14 protein-coding genes are annotated in these 16,907 nt (G+C 67.0%); 8 read left to right on the top strand and 6 right to left on the bottom strand.

Features of this window, described 5'->3' with window-relative positions; translation table 11 throughout:
• Nucleotides 1-10 precede the first annotated feature (10 nt).
• Nucleotides 11-814 (top strand): HEAT repeat domain-containing protein, encoded by an 804-nt coding sequence (locus ACFC4D_RS32230; RefSeq protein ID WP_376068808.1) that lies wholly within the window; start codon nucleotides 11-13, stop codon nucleotides 812-814.
• Between the two features lie 9 nt (nucleotides 815-823).
• On the opposite strand, the gene ACFC4D_RS32225 is transcribed toward ACFC4D_RS32230, so the two are convergent.
• Nucleotides 824-1,204: a hypothetical protein gene (locus tag ACFC4D_RS32225; RefSeq protein WP_364631916.1), complete on the bottom strand. Its 381-nt coding sequence runs from the start codon at nucleotides 1,202-1,204 to the stop codon at nucleotides 824-826.
• Nucleotides 1,205-1,249: 45 nt separating this feature from the next.
• A complete protein-coding gene (locus ACFC4D_RS32220; protein WP_376069121.1) occupies nucleotides 1,250-2,233 on the bottom strand; it encodes a sigma-70 family RNA polymerase sigma factor in 984 nt (327 codons plus the stop codon).
• Between the two features lie 161 nt (nucleotides 2,234-2,394).
• On the opposite strand from ACFC4D_RS32220, the gene ACFC4D_RS32215 reads away from it, so the two are divergent.
• On the top strand, nucleotides 2,395-2,985 hold the full coding sequence (locus ACFC4D_RS32215; RefSeq protein ID WP_376068806.1) for a dihydrofolate reductase family protein: 591 nt from the start codon (nucleotides 2,395-2,397) through the stop codon (nucleotides 2,983-2,985).
• Nucleotides 2,986-3,021: 36 nt separating this feature from the next.
• Here ACFC4D_RS32215 and ACFC4D_RS32210 read toward each other — a convergent pair whose 3' ends face one another.
• Entirely contained in the window at nucleotides 3,022-3,450 is a 429-nt protein-coding gene (locus ACFC4D_RS32210; RefSeq protein WP_364631908.1) for a pyridoxamine 5'-phosphate oxidase family protein, read from the bottom strand.
• A gap of 68 nt (nucleotides 3,451-3,518) precedes the next feature.
• Here ACFC4D_RS32210 and ACFC4D_RS32205 point away from each other — a divergent pair, with 68 nt between their 5' ends.
• Entirely contained in the window at nucleotides 3,519-3,734 is a 216-nt protein-coding gene (locus tag ACFC4D_RS32205) for a hypothetical protein (protein ID WP_376068803.1), read from the top strand.
• Here the strand turns inward: ACFC4D_RS32205 and ACFC4D_RS32200 are convergent.
• The 3 genes from ACFC4D_RS32200 to ACFC4D_RS32190 form a co-directional block, all read right to left on the bottom strand.
• Nucleotides 3,724-4,374: a response regulator gene (locus ACFC4D_RS32200; protein WP_375953894.1), complete on the bottom strand. Its 651-nt coding sequence runs from the start codon at nucleotides 4,372-4,374 to the stop codon at nucleotides 3,724-3,726. The two genes, ACFC4D_RS32205 and ACFC4D_RS32200, sit on opposite strands and share 11 nt — an antisense overlap.
• Nucleotides 4,371-5,543: a sensor histidine kinase gene (locus tag ACFC4D_RS32195; RefSeq protein WP_376068801.1), complete on the bottom strand. Its 1,173-nt coding sequence runs from the start codon at nucleotides 5,541-5,543 to the stop codon at nucleotides 4,371-4,373. Before ACFC4D_RS32195 ends, ACFC4D_RS32200 begins: the two co-directional genes overlap by 4 nt.
• A gap of 108 nt (nucleotides 5,544-5,651) precedes the next feature.
• On the bottom strand, nucleotides 5,652-6,119 hold the full coding sequence (locus ACFC4D_RS32190; protein WP_376068799.1) for a hypothetical protein: 468 nt from the start codon (nucleotides 6,117-6,119) through the stop codon (nucleotides 5,652-5,654).
• Nucleotides 6,120-6,288: 169 nt separating this feature from the next.
• On the opposite strand from ACFC4D_RS32190, the gene lanKC reads away from it, so the two are divergent.
• From lanKC to ACFC4D_RS32165, 5 genes are all read left to right on the top strand, one after another.
• Nucleotides 6,289-8,916 carry a class III lanthionine synthetase LanKC gene (lanKC, locus tag ACFC4D_RS32185; protein WP_376068797.1) on the top strand — a complete coding sequence of 876 codons (2,628 nt, stop codon included), beginning with the start codon at nucleotides 6,289-6,291 and terminating at the stop codon, nucleotides 8,914-8,916.
• Between the two features lie 346 nt (nucleotides 8,917-9,262).
• Nucleotides 9,263-10,519 carry an MFS transporter gene (locus tag ACFC4D_RS32180; protein ID WP_376068795.1) on the top strand — a complete coding sequence of 419 codons (1,257 nt, stop codon included), beginning with the start codon at nucleotides 9,263-9,265 and terminating at the stop codon, nucleotides 10,517-10,519.
• The gene (locus tag ACFC4D_RS32175) at nucleotides 10,516-12,612 is read left to right on the top strand and encodes a prolyl oligopeptidase family serine peptidase (RefSeq protein WP_376068793.1); all 2,097 of its coding nucleotides are present in this window, start codon (nucleotides 10,516-10,518) and stop codon (nucleotides 12,610-12,612) included. The genes ACFC4D_RS32180 and ACFC4D_RS32175 overlap by 4 nt, the downstream gene beginning before the upstream one ends.
• Before the next feature lie 56 nt (nucleotides 12,613-12,668).
• On the top strand, nucleotides 12,669-13,499 hold the full coding sequence (locus ACFC4D_RS32170; protein ID WP_376068791.1) for a hypothetical protein: 831 nt from the start codon (nucleotides 12,669-12,671) through the stop codon (nucleotides 13,497-13,499).
• A gap of 237 nt (nucleotides 13,500-13,736) precedes the next feature.
• Nucleotides 13,737-16,892, top strand: a complete 3,156-nt coding sequence (locus ACFC4D_RS32165) for an MMPL family transporter (RefSeq protein WP_376068790.1) — start codon at nucleotides 13,737-13,739, stop codon at nucleotides 16,890-16,892.
• The last annotated feature ends 15 nt before the right edge of the window (nucleotides 16,893-16,907 follow it).

The following is a 16,907-nucleotide window of genomic DNA, read 5'->3' as shown; positions in this document are numbered from 1 at the left end:
CCGTTGGGCAGTGAACCCAGCAGATACGCGCCGCCTCAAAGACGGTGATCTAGAGACCCGCAAGGACAACCTACGAGCTTTGCTCGATCGGGCCGCTGAGGGTGACGCGTCGGCTCGGGAGACGCTGCGGGCGCTAGTGCGCGATTATTCGGGCTCCCATCGCACGCTGTACAGCCTGGCCTTGAACCGGGCGGAGGTCTTCGGGGACGAGACCTTGCGCGAACCGCTGCTCGCCGCGCTCGGCGACACGCGGTACAACTGCCAGGCGTGGGCGGCGATGGGGTGTGCGGCGCTCGGGTTCCACGATGCTGTTCCCGGATTGATCGCACTGCTGGACCATCCGCAGGAGATAGCGCGGGAGCAGGCGGTGATCGCGCTGGGGGTCCTCGGGGACGAGTCGGTGGTCCCGGCGCTCACGCCCGTACTGCGGGATCAGATCGCGGGGATGCGCGAACGGGCCGCGGAATCGCTCGGGATGATCGGCGGCGAGGAGGCCCTCGCCGCGCTCTGGGATGAGTTCGAGAATCGCCGATACTACCGCATCGGGTATATCGCCAGCGCGCTGTCCACCTTCGCCCCGGACATCATCCCGCGACTGTGCGAGGCGGCCGAGAGCACCGATCCGAACCAGCGCTATTGGGCGGCAGTCGCGCTCGGTTCGACGGGCGATGACCGTGCCGTGCCGACGCTGGAACGGCTGATGGCCGATGATCGGGGTTCGACGGTCTTCGACGGCATGGTCAGCGTCGCCGCGAAGAAGGGGCTGCGCACACTGCGGCGAATCCAAGCCGCGATCGCAGCCCGCGAAGGCTGAAGAACGGATTCAGTCGATCTTGACGCTCATGCCGTAGTCGATGGTGTTGTGATGCGGGGACGTCACGGTGAGCTGGTAGGAACCGTTGACGGGCAGGACAACTCGGGTCCACTGGTTCTGGTAGGACAGGGTGCCGGTCGGGCCGGTGACCGTGACGACGACATCGGACCAGTTGGGGTTCGCGTCGACGATCATGACCTGACCGCCGCGGGCGTCGACCCGATAGCTGTCGTGGCTGAAACCGGTGAGACGGCCACTGACATAACCGTTGTCGGTGCCGTAGGCGAAGTAGATCTGACGCACGTCGTCGGCACCGGCGGTGCCGCTACCCAGGATGGTGGCGGCGGACGCGGCGGCGAGGACGGCGGTGGCGAGGAATTTCTTTGTCATGGCACCGATGGTGGGCGGCGCGACCAATCAGATCCCAAGCGCGGACTAATGACGGAAACCGGGCGGTTGGGCGCTCGGGAGGGATTGCGGCAGGCCGAAATTGGCGAAGACGGAGTTCTCGAAGGCGGTCATGGCTCGAATTCCGTTGTCGGCGAAGGCTATTACGAGCAGTCCGGCGGCGTGGATGCCGTCGGGTGTGTGCCGGTAGATCCCGAATGCCCGCTGACCGTTGGCTCGCGTCGGCAGTAGGTCGAATCTCTTCGCCGGGCCGAACAAGAACGTCAGGAAGCGCGCCGCGCTGTCTCGACCCTGGTATTCCAGCGGGAGCGGTGGCATCGAGATGAAGACGTCGTCGGTCAGCAGGGCGACAACGGCGTCGATATCGGCGGATTCGTAGGCGCTGACGAACTTCGCCACGATCGCGTCCTCGGCGGGCGGGCGCTCCGGGAGGGTGGTGTCCCGCATGCTCGCACGTGCGCGTTTGAGGGCGCTCTTCACCGATTCGACTGTGGTGTCCAGCATTTCGGCTACTTCACTCGCACGGAATCCGAGCACATCGCGCAGGATCAGGACCGCCAGCTGGCGCGGCGGCAGGATCTGCAACGCGGTCACGAAGGCCAGGGAGATCGACTCGGTCTGCTCGTACCGCGCCTCGGGACCGAGCGGCACGCTGACCGCGCCGTCCAGCAGGGCATCGGGATATGGCTCCAGCCAATGGATTTCACCGAGTCCGGAGGGTTCGGGCGGTTCGATCCCCGGGATGTCCCACTGCTTCGCCGGGCGGCGGCGAGCTGAGCGCAGTGCGTCCAGGCACCGGTTGGTGGCGATGCGGTAGAGCCAGGTGCGCAACGACGCGCGTCCGTCGAATCGTTCGAGACCGCGCCATGCGGCGAGCATGGTGTCCTGGAGCGCGTCCTCGGCATCCTGGAACGATCCGAGCATCCGATAGCAGTGCACCTGTAGTTCGCGACGGTGCGGCTCGGTCAGCGCGCGAAACGCCTCACCGTCACCGGCCCGCGCCCTCGACATCAGATCTGTTCTCGGCACTCCCGCCTCATTCCCTGTGTACAGCTCCATGCGGTATGGACGTCGGCCGAGGCGGGAACGGGGCGGTCGGCCCCGCGCCCCCTTTTCCGATGCGTCGGCGTCAGAACCGGTGACAGCCGACAGCATTTCAAAGGAGTACGGAAATGGGAAAGATCGTCATCAGCGCGAATGCCACCCTCGACGGCGTGGTCCAGGACCCGGACGGCCAGGAAGGGTTCGGGCCGGGCGGCTGGTTCCACCGGTTCGTCGCGGTCGAGGACCTGCAAGCGTGGACCACCAACGAGACCGGGGAAGTACTGCACGCCGAGGCACTGCTGCTGGGCAGGCGCAGCTACGAATGGTTCGCAACCCGGATGCACGGCGCGGATGTCCGGGTGAGCCCCGAGTGGGCGGACACAATGAACGGACTCCCCAAATACGCGGTGTCCTCGACCCTCGAGAACCCGGAGTGGAATAACACCACCGTCCTCAACGGTGATGCGGCAAAGGAGATTTCGGAGCTCAAGCGGCGGGTGGACGGCGACATCCTGGTCTACGGCAGCTATCAGCTCGTACGCACACTGCTGGCCGAACACCTGGCCGACGAACTGCGCCTGACCGTCTTCCCGGTCGTGCTGGGAACCGGCCAGCGCCTCTTCGACGAAATCGGCGACACCACACCGCTGCGTCTGGCCGACACCCGCAAGATCGGCGACGGCCTGGTGTTCTGCACCTACGAATTCCTGCACGGCTGAGGGCTTTTGATCGCCGCCGGATATCCGGCGGCGATCTCAGTTCAGCCAGGCTCCGACACCGGTGACCTTGGTCAGTCGTACCCGGATCAGGTGTCCCGGTCCCACCGCCGGATCGGCGAGGAAATCCGCGTCGGGACCGATGTACGCCTTCCCCAGCCGATTCAGCAGAGCCCGCCCGTCCCCGCCCTCGACCACTTCCGCATGTCCTTCGGCGACAAGGTATTCGGCCAGCCCGTGGGCATCGATCACACCCGACTGATAGGAGATCGACACCCGCGAATCCCGTTGCAGATTGCGCACATACCGCTTGTCCAAGCTCATCGACCCGATGCTCAGCGCATCGGCCTCGGCATGCGTCCACACACACCGCACATACGGCGACCCATCCTCATTGATGGTGACCAGATGGGCGAGCAATCCGCCGTTGATCGCCGCGGCGGCCTTCTCGGGCAAGGTAGTTGGCATGGGACGACGGTAGCCGCCCCGGGCAGGTTCAGCGGCGTGCGGTCTCGGGCACGGCGAGAATCGCTTCGATGAGGCCGGGGCCGACGGCGTCCAGATCGGCCTGGCGCATCGCTATCACCGCGCTTGCCGCCATCCGTTTCGCGGTGATCGAGGGCCCCGAACAGGGATGGACAGCTCCGCCGGTGCTGGTCGCCATCACCATCGCCTACGCGCTGGCAGCGGTCGCCGCTTGGCGTTCGGTGTGGCGGACGAATCCGCGACGCCCCGCATACCTCAGCTCATGAGGCCGCTCTGGTAGGCCAGGACTACGGCTTGGGTGCGGTCGCGGGAGGCTGTTTTGGCTATTACGTGGGCTACGTGGGTGCGGGTGGTGGCTTCGCTGATGAAGAGTTCGGTGCTGATTTCGGTGTTGGAGCGGCCTAATGCCATGAGTACCAGGACTTCTCGTTCTCGGGTGGTGAGGGTTGCGAGGGTGGTGGGGGCGGTGGCGGCGCGGGGGCCGGTGCGACGGAGGGCACCGAGGACGCCGCCGACGATGCTGGGGTCGAGCCAGCCGTCGCCGGCGGCGCAGCGGCGGACGGCTTGGATGAGGTCGGCGGGGGCGGCTTGTTTGAGCAGGAAGCCGCTGGCGCCGGCGGCGAGCGCCTCCTGGACCATGGTTTCGTCCCGGAAGGTGGTGAGGACGAGGACCGCGGGGGCGGCGGGGAGGGCGGTGATCGCGCGGGTGGCCGCGACACCGTCCAGGATCGGCATACGCAGGTCCATCAGGACCACTTGGGGTGCAAGGGTTTTCACGGCGGCTACCGCGGCCTCGCCGTCACCGGCCTCACCTGTCACCTCGATGTCGGAGGCCGTGCCGAGCAGCATGACGCAGCCCGCGCGCACGAGTGCCTCGTCTTCGGCGACGAGCACGGTGATCGTCATGGGATTCCCGTCACGGCGGGCAGGCTGGCGTGCACGCACCAGCCGTCGCCTTCCGGGCCGCAGGTCAGTTCGCCGCCCAAGGCGTCGAGGCGTTCGCGGAGGCCGTGCAGGCCGGTACCGGCGGAGAGGGCGGCGGCGGATGACGGTGCGCTGCCACCGGAACTGCGTACCGTCAGGTCGAGGGTGGCGGGAGTCCAGGCGACGCTGAGCGTGACCTCTGCGCCACGGCCCGCGTGTTTGGTCGCATTGGTGAGCGATTCCTGGACGGTGCGGTAGGCGGCCAGGTCCGCACCGGGATCCAAAGGCCGTGGCGTACCGGTGATCTCGCTGCGCACCCGCAGGCCCGCGTGCCGGGCGGATTCGAGCAGCCGTTCGGCATCGGCGAAACGCGCCGGAGCTGCGCCGGGCGGCTCGGTCGAGCGCAGCAATCCCAGCATGGAATGCAGTTCGGTCATGGCCTGTGCGCCCGCGTGTTCGATGACCTCCAGCGCCTGTTCCACGCGGGGATCGCTGCCGGTGCAGAGCGCGCGAGCGGCCCCGGCGTGCAGGATCATGCCCGCCACGGCACCGGTGACGCTGTCGTGCAATTCGTGCGCGAGTCGCAATCGCTGTGCGATGAGCTCCTTTTCGGCCTCCGCGGTCAAGCGTTCCCGCTCGGCGATCGCGTGTTGCTCACGAGCGTGCACCACCCGGCCCGACCCCCAGGCGACGGAAAGGATGATGGACCAGATCACGACCGCCGCCAGGAAATCGCGGATGTGCGGCTCGGGTGCGGCCGATTGCGCCGAGCGGTAGCTGAACAGTCCGAGCGGCAGGGCGGATGCGATGAGCACGATGCGGGCGGTTAGAGCGGGCGCGCGGCGTGCCACCGCATAGTTCGCGATCAGCAGGTAGGTGAACGGATAGTAGTCCGGGACAACAAGATTGGCGCTGGTATGCAGCCACGCCAGCAACCACACCTGCACCGGGAACCGATGGCGGAACAGCAGCGCCACGCACAGGCCGATTGCGACCACGGGCACCAGCCACGACGGCAAACGCCCACTACCGGTCAGATCGCGATGATCTCCTCCCCAGAAGGCCATATCCACGCCACCCGCCAGGACGACGAGTGCCAGATCCGCGAGCCGGTGACGCAGCAGGGCGGGCGAACGCCTTGAATCGGTCACTGCCGCACCGAAGTCCGCCGCCTCATGCGCTGCATTTTCCCACAGATCAGGTGACGCGGGGAGGTGCTCGTCCCGCGCACTCCGGCCCGGGCAGGCGAACCCGCGAGTTCAGTCGTTGCCGAAGAGGTGCAGTAGCCAGCGAATCGGATCGTCGGCGACGTGCGGGGTCGAATCAGGCGTCGGCGGAGGCGGGGCCGCTGCCAGCACCCGGCGTACGGCGGCAATGATTTCCGCCCGGGTCGGCTGTGGAAACAGCTCCACACCCGTGGGGTCCGCATGCAGCTCGACCGGAACTCCCACCGCGGGAGCCGCCGAGACGACAGCGAGCTGGAGCAGCACCACGTCCGGGGCGTCGGGAAGCACCCGGACGCGCGCGACATCGATGACTTCCGCGATATCGCCCGCGGCGGCGAAGATGCCGACCCGCACCGCCTGCGGATTGTCCGCGAGTGTCCGGTTCAGCGGTGGATCGGCGAGTGCGAATTCCGGCTCGATCAGAGTGGCCGCGCCGAGGAATTCGCCCGTGGCCCCGGTATCACCCACCGCGTACACCGTCACCGTGGCCTGCCTTGTCATATCGGCAGTGTCGCACGAATCGCGGTGCTACCGCGTGGAGATGAGACCTCTCATCGCGGCACGGTAGGCGAAGAACACCGCGACAGGCGGATTCGCGCGAGGGCGTCGGCGGGAGATTCTTGACTCGTTCGATCCACCGGCCCCAGAGCACGAGAAAGGCAGCAGCACAATGCTTCCCGACGCGGCCTTCACTTTTGCACACCCCGACTACTACCAACCGGTCGACTGCGTCGATCCGGGCCGGCGGTACAACCCGACCAGGCCGCCGCACGGCTGGACCCGGCAGCAGTTCGAGATCTGGACGCATTGGACGCCGCCGCGGGCCGAACTGCCCGCACAGGGCTGGAAAGTGCACGTGTCGAGCACGCTCGGCTCCGCGCAGCAGGTGCTCGACGTGGTCAGCGCCACCTGCGCCGAACTGGGTGTCCCGTTCAAGCACCTCACCGGCCGCAACTACTTCCTGTGGCTGCACGGCAAACACGGCAGCCGCGTACAGAGCGGCAAGTTCTGCGCGCTCTATCCCCCGACGCCGCAGCTGGCGTACACGCTGCTGAACCGACTCGAACGCGAATTGGCCGGTGTCGCAGGGCCGTACGTGCTCACCGACCGGCGCTTCGGATCGTCGCAATGCGTGTCCTACCGGTACGGGTCGTTCCGGCCGCGGTATCGACTGCAATCCGACGGCACCCGGGTGCCGACCATGCTGGCCCTGGACGGCACCGAGATTCCGGATGAGCGCGGCCCAGGTTTCCTGCTGCCCACCGGAATCGCCGATCCGTTCGACCCCGCTCCGACCCCGGACGATGAGGGCGATGTGGGTGACGAGGTCAGCTTCCACGGCTACACCTTCGAAACCATGCTGCGGCCCAGCAATGCCGGTGGCGCGTACCGCGCTCACTGTGCCGACGGCACAACGGTATTCGTGAAAGAGGCGCGTGCGCACAACGGTTACGCCGGTGACGAGGCCGCCCGGGAACGGCTCGAACGCGAGTACCTGACATTGCGTACCCTGCACACCCTCGCGCCCGGTCTCGCCCCGCGCCCGCTGGAGTTGTTCACCGAATGGGAGCACACCTATCTCGTCACCGAATTCGTTCCCGGCCGCACGCTCAACAAATGGGTTGTCGCGAATTCGCCTGCGACGCACGCCGTTCCGGATGCGACCGTATTCCCCGCCTACTACCGGCGGTGCGAGCACATTCTCGATCAGCTCACCGCGCAACTGGCCGCCCTGCACGAGCTCGGATACGCCTTCGTCGACCTCTCGCCCGGCAATATCCTGGTCGACGACGACGATACGGTGCGCCTGATCGATTTCGAGGCCACCCAGCCCATCGACCATCCCCTCGGCCTGCTCGGCACGCCGGGATATGAACCGCCGGAATCACGTTCGCCGGGTGAACGCGCCAAGCTCGATCCGGCGCGGGTGGATGACTACGGTCTGTCGGCGCTCGCGCAACTGCTGGTCTTCCCGATGCACGAGGCGGCGCGGCGCAGCCCGCAGACGCTGGATCATCTGCACGCGGAGCTGGCCGAGATCTGCCCGCCGCCGCGGCGGCTGTGGACGGCCGTGCTGCGTTCGCGACGCGAACTCGACGCACCGCTGCTGCTGACGCCCGACCGAGTGCGCTCGGAGCCTGCGGACGCGACCCGATGGCTGCGTGATCGCACGGCCGACGCCCTACAGGCCATGGCCGATCCTGGCCATCCGCGGTGGGTGTATCCCACAGCGCCGCAGGGACATCGGACCAATACCAGGTGTGTCGCCTACGGCACCGCGGGCGTCTTGCACGCACTGCGCTCGGCAGGTCGGGAAATCGACCCGGCGGTGGTCGAACGACTGCGCACCGATGCGCTGCGCGAGCGGCGCGGGACCGGACCTGGTCTGCTGTTCGGCAACGCTGGAATCGCCTGGGTCCTCGATGATCTCGGCGAACGGGACGCGGCGCTGACATTGCTGGCAGAGGCCGACAGCCACCGGCTCACGACCGAGGCGGCCGGATGGGGCGGCGGTGCGGCGGGCGTTGCCATGACACACCTTTCGTTCTTCCACCGCACCGGCGATCCGGAACATCTCGACCGGGCGCAACGGCTGCTGGACGCGATACCCGAGGGCGATGCGCTGATTCCCGCGCTCGGCCGCGACCACGCCTCCGGGCTGGTGCACGGCAGGCCCGGTATCGCGCTCGCGCTGTATTACCTGTCCAGGTTCACCGGGGCGGACGAGCCGTTCGAGCGCGGAGTGCGACTACTGCGCGCGGAACTCGTGCACGCCGAACCGCTTCCGGTGGGCGCCACCGGGTTTCGAGTCTCGACGCGAGACCGGCGCAATATGCCGTACCTCGGATGCGGCAGCGCGGGCTATCTGCACGTGCTGGCGCGCTATCTCGAGCGTGCCGCCGATCCGGAACTGACCGGACTGCTGCGCAGCTGCGCGCGGGCGGCGGGCATCCGGCTCACCGCGGGACCCGGACTGCTCCTCGGCCAAGCGGGGCTGGCACTCGTGCACGCCGATATGGCCGCCAGGTTCCCCGGGGAGAAGCTGCTGCCCGATCCGATCGCCCGGCCGACAGCGCTGTTCATGCACGCGATACCGCACGAAAGCGGCGTCCGCTGGCTGGGTGAGCACGGGCAGCGGCTCAGCGCCGACCTGGCCACCGGCTCCGCGGGCATTCTGCTGGCCCTGCAGCACGCCACGACCGGCGTCACCGACCCGCTGTTCACCCTCGACCACTGCCTCGACTCGGAACCGAGTCGCACGGCAGCACCGACCACGACAAGTCTCGAAAGGAGGTGAACAACATGATCAACGTGCTCAAGCTCCAGCTGAAGTCCGATCCGGAAATCGGCGACGACGCCCCCGACAGCACCAAGAGCATCCTGCTCTGCATCGACGGCGGGGAGGTCGCTCAGTAATTCGCCAACCGGCGGAAACAACTCACACACAACGCAATTCATGCCTTCGCCGAGCTCGGTTCACCGAGCTCGGCGAATACATCTCACACATAGGACAATTCGAGGAACAACCATGAAAAACCCACTCCCACTATTGATCATGTCCCCCGGCGAGGATGTGTTCGACGACGCGCCGCTCAGCGTGCTGTCGGTCACCTACTGCGACGACGCGTATTTCGGGTGACCTGATGGAATCAGCCGCGCCCGAGGCCGACCTGCGGCGCTACCGCATAGCGCAGGCGGCATCGACCTTCGGTAGCACCCTCACCGGCACCGCGGCATCGGTCGTCGCGGTGGTGGGGCTCGGAGCCGGACCGCACGCGGTCTCGCTCATCGTGCTCAGCGCGATGCTTCCGACCCTGGTCTTCGGACCGTTCGCCGGAGTCTTCCTGGACCGGGTCAGCCGACCGCGGCGGATGTTGCTGGCAACCGATCTGGTGGCCGCGACGGCGGTGCTCGCGGTCGCGGCCGCCATGTTCGCGGGCGCGCTGACCGTGGCGGGTCTGGCGACGCTGTCGCTGATCCTGGGCATGACCCGGGTGGTGTTCGAGGGCGTCTACTTCGCCCATCTGAATACCCTGATGGTCGCCGATCTGGGGCGGGCGCGAGCTGATCTGCAATCCACCACGATGCTGTCGCGTTCGGTGGCCACCTCGGTCGCCGGACCGCTGGTGGCCTCGGTCGGCGCGGCGGCGATGTTCGCCTGTGATGCGGTGAGCTATCTTTTCAGCGCCTACTGCCTGATCCGGCTCGAAGCGCCGGACCGGCGCGCGGTCGAGCAGCGCGACCGGTTCGATCGCGAATTCCTCGACGCCCTGCGGGTTTTGCGAGGTCATCCACTGCTCGCGGCATTGACGATGTATCTGCTCGTGGGCGGGATGGCCGCGGGCGGGGTCTCCGCCCTGCGAGCGGTGTTCCTGCTGCACGAGGTCGCGTTACCCGTTGCGGTGTACGGGATTCCGGCCGTGGTGGCGACGCTGAGCTCGGCCGGCGGATCGCTGCTGGCACCGCGGCTGCACACTCGCGGGGTGCCGCCGCGGCGGGTGCTCTCGGTCGCGGTATTCGGCGCGGCGCTGGGTGCCATCGCACTGCCGATCGCGACGGGACCGGCGGTGGCCGTACTGTTCGCCGCCGCTCTCGGTGCGGCGGTGCCCATGTTCTTCGGCGCGGTGCTCAATATCGCGCTGGTGACGGTGCTGTGCGACGGTGTCGGCGACGGCTACTTCGCCCGCATCGGCGCTCTGCTGGCGACCGGGACCACGGCGGCGGGTCTGGTCGGCGCGCTCCTCGGCGGCGAAGTCGGCGAAAGATTCGGCGCCCGTACCGGAATCTGGGTCTTCGTGGCCGCCGATCTGGTCGCGGCCGTCATTTTCCTCGCGACCGTGGGCCGCACGACAACGGGCAGTGACAACGATGTCGAGCCGATACCGGAGGTGGCGCGATGAACGCCGAATATCCACCCGCTCCCTGCTCCGAGTCGCGAGATGTCCTGCACGGCATATCGATTCCGGATCCATATCGCCGGCTCGAGGATCCGAGCGATCCGGAGGTGCTGGCCTGGACGGCGGCACAGCGGCAGTTGGCCGGGGAGTATCTTGCCGGGCTGCCGGGGCGGGCGCGATTGCGGGAGGTGCTGCGGGAGATCATCGTGCAGGGACCGGTCGCATCATCGGTGAAAATCGCTGGTGCGCACCGATTCCGGGTCGCTCGGCCACGCCCGGGGTCGCCCTGGGAACTGCAGATCGACCAAGGGTCGCAGGATGGCTGGCGGACGCTGATCGACGCGGCGGCATTGGGAGCCAATGCGATCCTGCGCCGCTGGGTGCCGTCACCGAACGGCAGATACGTGGTCGTGCAGGTGACTTCCGGCGGGGCCGAGGATACGACTCCGCTCTCGCTGATCGATACCTCGACCGGCGACGTCTCGCAGACATGTGCGTCGACCCGATATTCGCCGGTGGCGTGGCTGGCCGACGAAACCGGATACTTCTATGTGCGTGGTCACGATAACCGTTGCGGCAGTGGGGTATACCGGCATAGGGTGGGTACGCCGACCGCTTGCGATGAACTGCTCGCCGGTGACGACGACCCGATGGGTCGGTTCCATCTCGCCCTCTGGCAGGACCGATGGCTGGTCATCACGGCCCGCACCGGCACCAGCCGGGCAACCCGGGTATCCATTGCGGATGTGGCGGCCGGTGATTCACCACAGCCACTCGACCTCGGCGGACTCTCCTCGGCGGGAGTGGTGGTGGACGACTCGGGTCGAATACTCGCGATATCCACGGCCACATGCGAATTCGGCCAATTACTCGTCGCCGATCCGCTGCCCGGCGGCGGGTGGGGTTCCTGGCGGACGCTTGTCGAAGGCAGGGAGCCCACGGTACTGGCCGCCTTCGCCCTGGCCGCGACCGACGATGGCGACCGGCTGGTGCTCCTTCGCACGCGCGACGGCTATTCCGAACTATCCGTCCACGAACCACGTTGCGGCACTTGGCTACTCGATGCCGATCTACCCGGTGCGGGCACGATCGCCGCGATAGAACCCACGGACGAACCCGGTGTACTCGCCCTGAGCTACACCGACTGGGTCCGGCCGCTCGGAAAATGGCGGCTGAATCTGCTGACCGGACAGGTCGAACCAACCGATCCCGCACCGCGGGCGCTGTCCGGAATCACCGTCACCAGAACGACTTACCGTTCCGGCGACGCCACCGAGGTACCGGTAACCGTGCTGGCACCCGCCGGACCGCAACTCCCCCGGCCCGCCATCCTGACCTGCTACGGCGGCTTCGGAATCACCATCCGCCCGGACTACCAACCCGATGGACTGGCCTGGGTGCTGGCGGGCGGAATCATGGTGATCGCGGGCGTTCGCGGCGGTGGCGAGCGTGGTCGCCGCTGGCATCGAGACGGTGCGGGTCCGCACAAGCTCAACGCCTTCGCCGATCTGCACGCGGCCGGTGACTGGCTGGTTGACACGGGGTTGACCCGTCGCGGTGAGCTGGCGCTACTCGGCGGCAGCAACGGCGGCCTCATGGCGGTCGGTGCCATGGTGCAGCGCCCCGGCGATTACGCCGCGGTCGTCAGCGCGGCCGCCCCACTGGATATGGTCCGCTATGAACGCTGGGGCCTGGGCCGAGCCTGGCGCGAAGAATACGGCTCGGCCTGCGACCCTGCGGCCTTGCACGTACTACTCCAGTATTCGCCGTATTACACCGTCACCGCTCGCAGCGGCGAACAGGCGCAACCCTTTCCAGCCGCCCTGTTCAGCACCGGGGACCATGACACCCGAGTCCCGCCGCTGCACTCCTACAAGATGGTCGCCGCCCTCCAACGAGACTGCGCCGCACCGGTTCTCCTGGATGTGATCGCGGGCAAAGGCCACGCCGGAGGCGGCCACGACGCGGCCGAAGCCCTGATCTCCCTGCTCGCCTTCATCGCCCACCACACGGGACTGCGGCTGGAAACCCCGGAAGCCGCAGGTGGTGATCGCCAGCCGCCTCCCCGCATCGAAGGCCATGGCAATGGAGACTGAACCCGGAACGTCCGTACACCGTAGTGGTGTCAATAACCGACGATTCGAGGATCACCATGCGGATACCGTCCCGTCTGCTATTTGTCGGCGTCGCAGCCACCGGGCTCGCTGTCGGTGCCCTGCCTGCCACGGCCTTGGCTGCCCCGGGCAGCGAACTCCAGGCATCGCCGACTGCGCTGCGTGATGGTGGAGCGATCTCCGAGGCGGTTCCACCCGGTGGCCTGATCACTCGGTTCGTGCAGAACCAGGTGACCTATTGTTCGATCATCTGCCCGCTCGCCGTTCAGACCGCCACTACGGCCGGGACCGCGATTGGGCAGGCACCGGGTGTATTTGCGGCCGCTTCGCAGGTTGATGATCCGGTGACGGCGCTCGGCATCGCTGCGGCTTCGATCACCGGACCCGTGAGTGTCGCGGCGCAGCAGACCATTGTCGCGGACGGGACGATCGTGGCACCGCGGGCGCTGAACGCGTTCGAGGTGGGTGTGGTCGGGCTGCTCGATATCGGCCCGGCTGCCGCCGAAGGTGGAGTTCCCGCGATCGACGCGGCAATCCAGACCGCTCGGCAGGACACCTACACCGCGATGAACGCGCCGATCATGCCCAATCCCCCGCGCACCGTCGCTCCGCATGATGCCGTGCAGGCCGCGGTGGTCGGGGTGATCGATGCGGGCGCGGCGGTCGTCTTCCCGGCTTTCAATACCGTCTTGTCCGCGGCGTTCCAAGTGCCCGATGCCGCGGCGCGGGAACTCGCGGCTACCGGCGATCCCGAACAGGCGTTCGCCGCAGGGCTGGACTCGGCGGCAGCTGCGCAAACCGAGGCGCAGACCATCATCGCCGACGCGGTCGACAACGCCGTCGACAAAGTCATCGCCGCGACGCAGTAGCTCGGATATCAACGGCGAGAAGGCACCGCAGACCACGGTGCCTATTTCGCGTGCGGTAAGCTCGCGAAACTTGAGGTTACTCCTCCATTTTCGGCTTTCGGGCGATCAACCAGTCGTACGGTGCGGTGGATCGGCAGAGCGGGCCGGGGGGACTGTTCGCATGCGTTGCGGGCCGCGAAAGCGTTGTACTCGGGCCCCGAATCAGGCACACCCGGATACCACCTAGGAGCACCCTTCGTGTCCGTATACCTTTATCGCTGGGGCAAATTCGCGTTCAGACGCAAGTGGATCGTGCTGCCGGTGTGGCTCCTGCTGCTGGTGACGCTCGGCGTCGGCGGCAGCATGTTGAGCAAGCCGATGAGCGATAAGTTCAGCATGCCGTCGCTGCCTTCGGAACGCGCCACCGACATTCTGGACAAGCAGTTCCCGGGCATGTCAGGACAATTCGGCATCGATGCCGTCGGCGGTACGTACGTCATCAAGGCGCCCGCGGGGACGAAGCTGACCGATAAGGACAATGCCGCCGCCATCGATGCGCTGATCAGCGATCTCCAGCACCTTTCGTACGAGGGTCGGCCACTCGTCGCCGAGAAAGACGCCGCGGCACTGAAGAATCCGATCGCGGTGACCAAGGCGATGGGTTGTCTGGCCGACGCCAATCCGGCGGTGTGCGCAGGTGCGCCGTTGAATGTGCTGAATCATGATGCGCCCGCCACCGTCGCGGTGCTCTCGGTGCCATTCGATATCGCCTCGGCCGCGGATATCACCGACGCGCAGCGACGGGCCGCGTACGAGGTGGCCGCACCCGCTCGCGCGCACGGGTTGACCGTCGAGATCGGCGGCGCGATCGAGCAGAAGCAGGGGCAGCCGAGCGGTCAGGCCGAGATGATCGGTATGGGGGTGGCGCTGGTCGTCATGGTGATCGCCTTCGGGGCCATCGTGGCGGCGTTCGTGCCGATCGTGACCGCCATCGCCGGGCTCGGCGCGGCCATGCTGGTGATCTCGCTGAGCACTTCGATCATCGAGATACCCAGTTTCACAACGTTTCTCGCGTCGATGATCGGTATCGCACTGTCCATCGACTACGCGCTGTTCATCGTCTCCCGCTACAAGCATGAACTGCGTGTCGCGGAGAGTTCCGAAGAGGCAGCGGGCATTTCGGTCGGGACCGCCGGTTCCGCGGTGGTGTTCGCCGGGCTCACCGTCATTGTCGCCCTGGGTGCGCTGAGCATCGTCGGGGTGAACTTCCTGACGTTCATGGGCCTCGGTGGGGCCGTCGCGGCGTTCTTCGCGGTGCTGACCGCCATCACCCTGATGCCCGCTCTGCTCGGGGCTTTCGGCCGCTTTCTGTTCACGCCGAAGCTGCCGATGGTCGCGCGGCACGACCCGGAGGACGACACCTCGGTCACCATCGGCACCCGGGTGGCTCGGCTGATCGGCCGACGACCATGGGTCGCGTTGACCATCGCGGTGGCGGCCCTGGGCGCGCTGGCCGCTCCGGCACTCGGATTGCAGCTGGGGCTGCCGGGTGAGAACAGCTTCCCGACCGATTCCACGGTGCGGCAGGCCTACGACATCAGGACGGCGGGGTTCGGCGAGGGCAGCAACGGTGTGCTGACCGTCGTCGCCGATCTGGAGAAGGTGCCCGCCGGCGAGCGCGAGGCCGCGGTCGCGGCGCTGCGCGATCGGCTGGCCGGGTTCGCGGAGATGGATTACGTCACCGCACCGCAGCTGAGTGCGAACGGGCTCGGCGTAATGCTCAGCGGCGTACCGAAATCGGGGCCCAACAACCAGGCGACCAAGGATTTGGTGCGCACGGCTCGCGAGGCCGAAGGCGCACTGACCGAGCGGTACGGCATCGAGTACGGAATCACCGGCACCACAGCCATTTACGCCGATATGGATCATGTCCTGCTCGGCAAAATCGTGCCGTATCTGGCGATCGTGGCCGGGGCGGCCTTCGTGCTGTTGATCCTGGTTTTCCGGTCGATCCTGGTGCCGTTCACGGCGGCGCTCGGATTCCTGCTGTCGATGGCCGCCACCTTCGGCGCGACCGTGCTGATTTTCCAGGAAGGCACCTTCGGCCTGATCGCCGATCCGCAACCGATCATCAGTTTCCTGCCGATCATGTTGATCGGGTTGGTATTCGGGCTCGCCATGGATTACCAGGTGTTCCTGGTGACCCGCATGCGCGAGGAATATGTGCACGGTAAGTCGCCGCGGGACGCGATGATCTCCGGGTATCACCACGGTGCCCGCGTGGTCACCTCGGCGGCGATCATCATGATCTCGGTGTTCGGGTCGTTCCTGCTGGAATCCGATGTCACCGCCAAATCCATGGGGTTCGCGCTGGCCTGCGGTGTCGCTATCGATGCCTTCGTGGTGCGCATGGTGGTGGTTCCGGCGCTGCTGGTGATCATGGGACACCGATCGTGGTGGATTCCGCGGTGGCTCAACCGCGTACTGCCCGATATCGATGTGGAAGGGGCAAGGCTGCGCGAGCTGCGGCGGCCGGTGCAGGTCGACCTGCCTGTGCCTGTCGATGCCGTGTATTCCGAGGCAGCCGAACAGGATCGGGTCGCTACGCGCAGCCCCGAGGCGGCCTCCGAACCGCTTGCACCGGTCGATGGGCGGATGATCGGCGGCCACATTCGCCGGGATGACCGGCATCCGGTATCTGCGGCCACGGTGACGTTGATCAGTCAACGCGGACAACAGGTTTCGCGGGCGACCACGGACTTCAGCGGCGGCTATACCATCGAGCCGCCCGCACCCGGCAGCTATGTCCTGATCGTCTCGGCAGACGGATATCAACCGACCGCGGTGAACGTCACGGTGCGCAATGACGGCGCGCATCAACTCGACGTCACGCTGTCGGGATCCGGCGAAGTATCCGGCGTGGTGCGCACGATCGAGCACGAACCGGTGCCGGATGCCACCGTCAGCGTGACCGACCTGCTCGGTGATGTAGCGGGTACCGCCGTCACGGCGGCGGACGGCACGTACACCTGCCATGGTGTGCCCGCCGGAACCTACACACTGGTGGCGGTCGCCGCCCGAATGCGGCCCACGGCAACAACATTGACGGTCCCCGACAGTGGGCGACTCTGTTTCGACGTCACACTGACACCGATGGCGGTGTTGTCCGGCACGGTGCGCGGCGGTGGTCGCACGGTGCGCGATGCCAGGGTGACCGTGCTCGATTTATCCGGCGACATCGTCGGCACCGCGCGTACCGATGAAAACGGCCGCTACGCGGTGAGCGGCCTGCCCGACGGCGAATACACCGTCATGGTCCGCGGATATTCGATGGTGACCGATCAGGTCACCGTCACCGGCTTCGCCGATCACCACCCCCGGCTCGGCTTCGACGAATACGCGCAGGTTCGGTGAGGCCGCTCCCCGATA

It is taken from the genome of Nocardia sp. NPDC056000 (genome assembly GCF_042269265.1).
GTDB lineage: Bacteria > Actinomycetota > Actinomycetes > Mycobacteriales > Mycobacteriaceae > Nocardia.
Note: the sequence above shows the minus strand (reverse complement) of the source record. Positions and strands in the feature narration are given on the sequence as shown.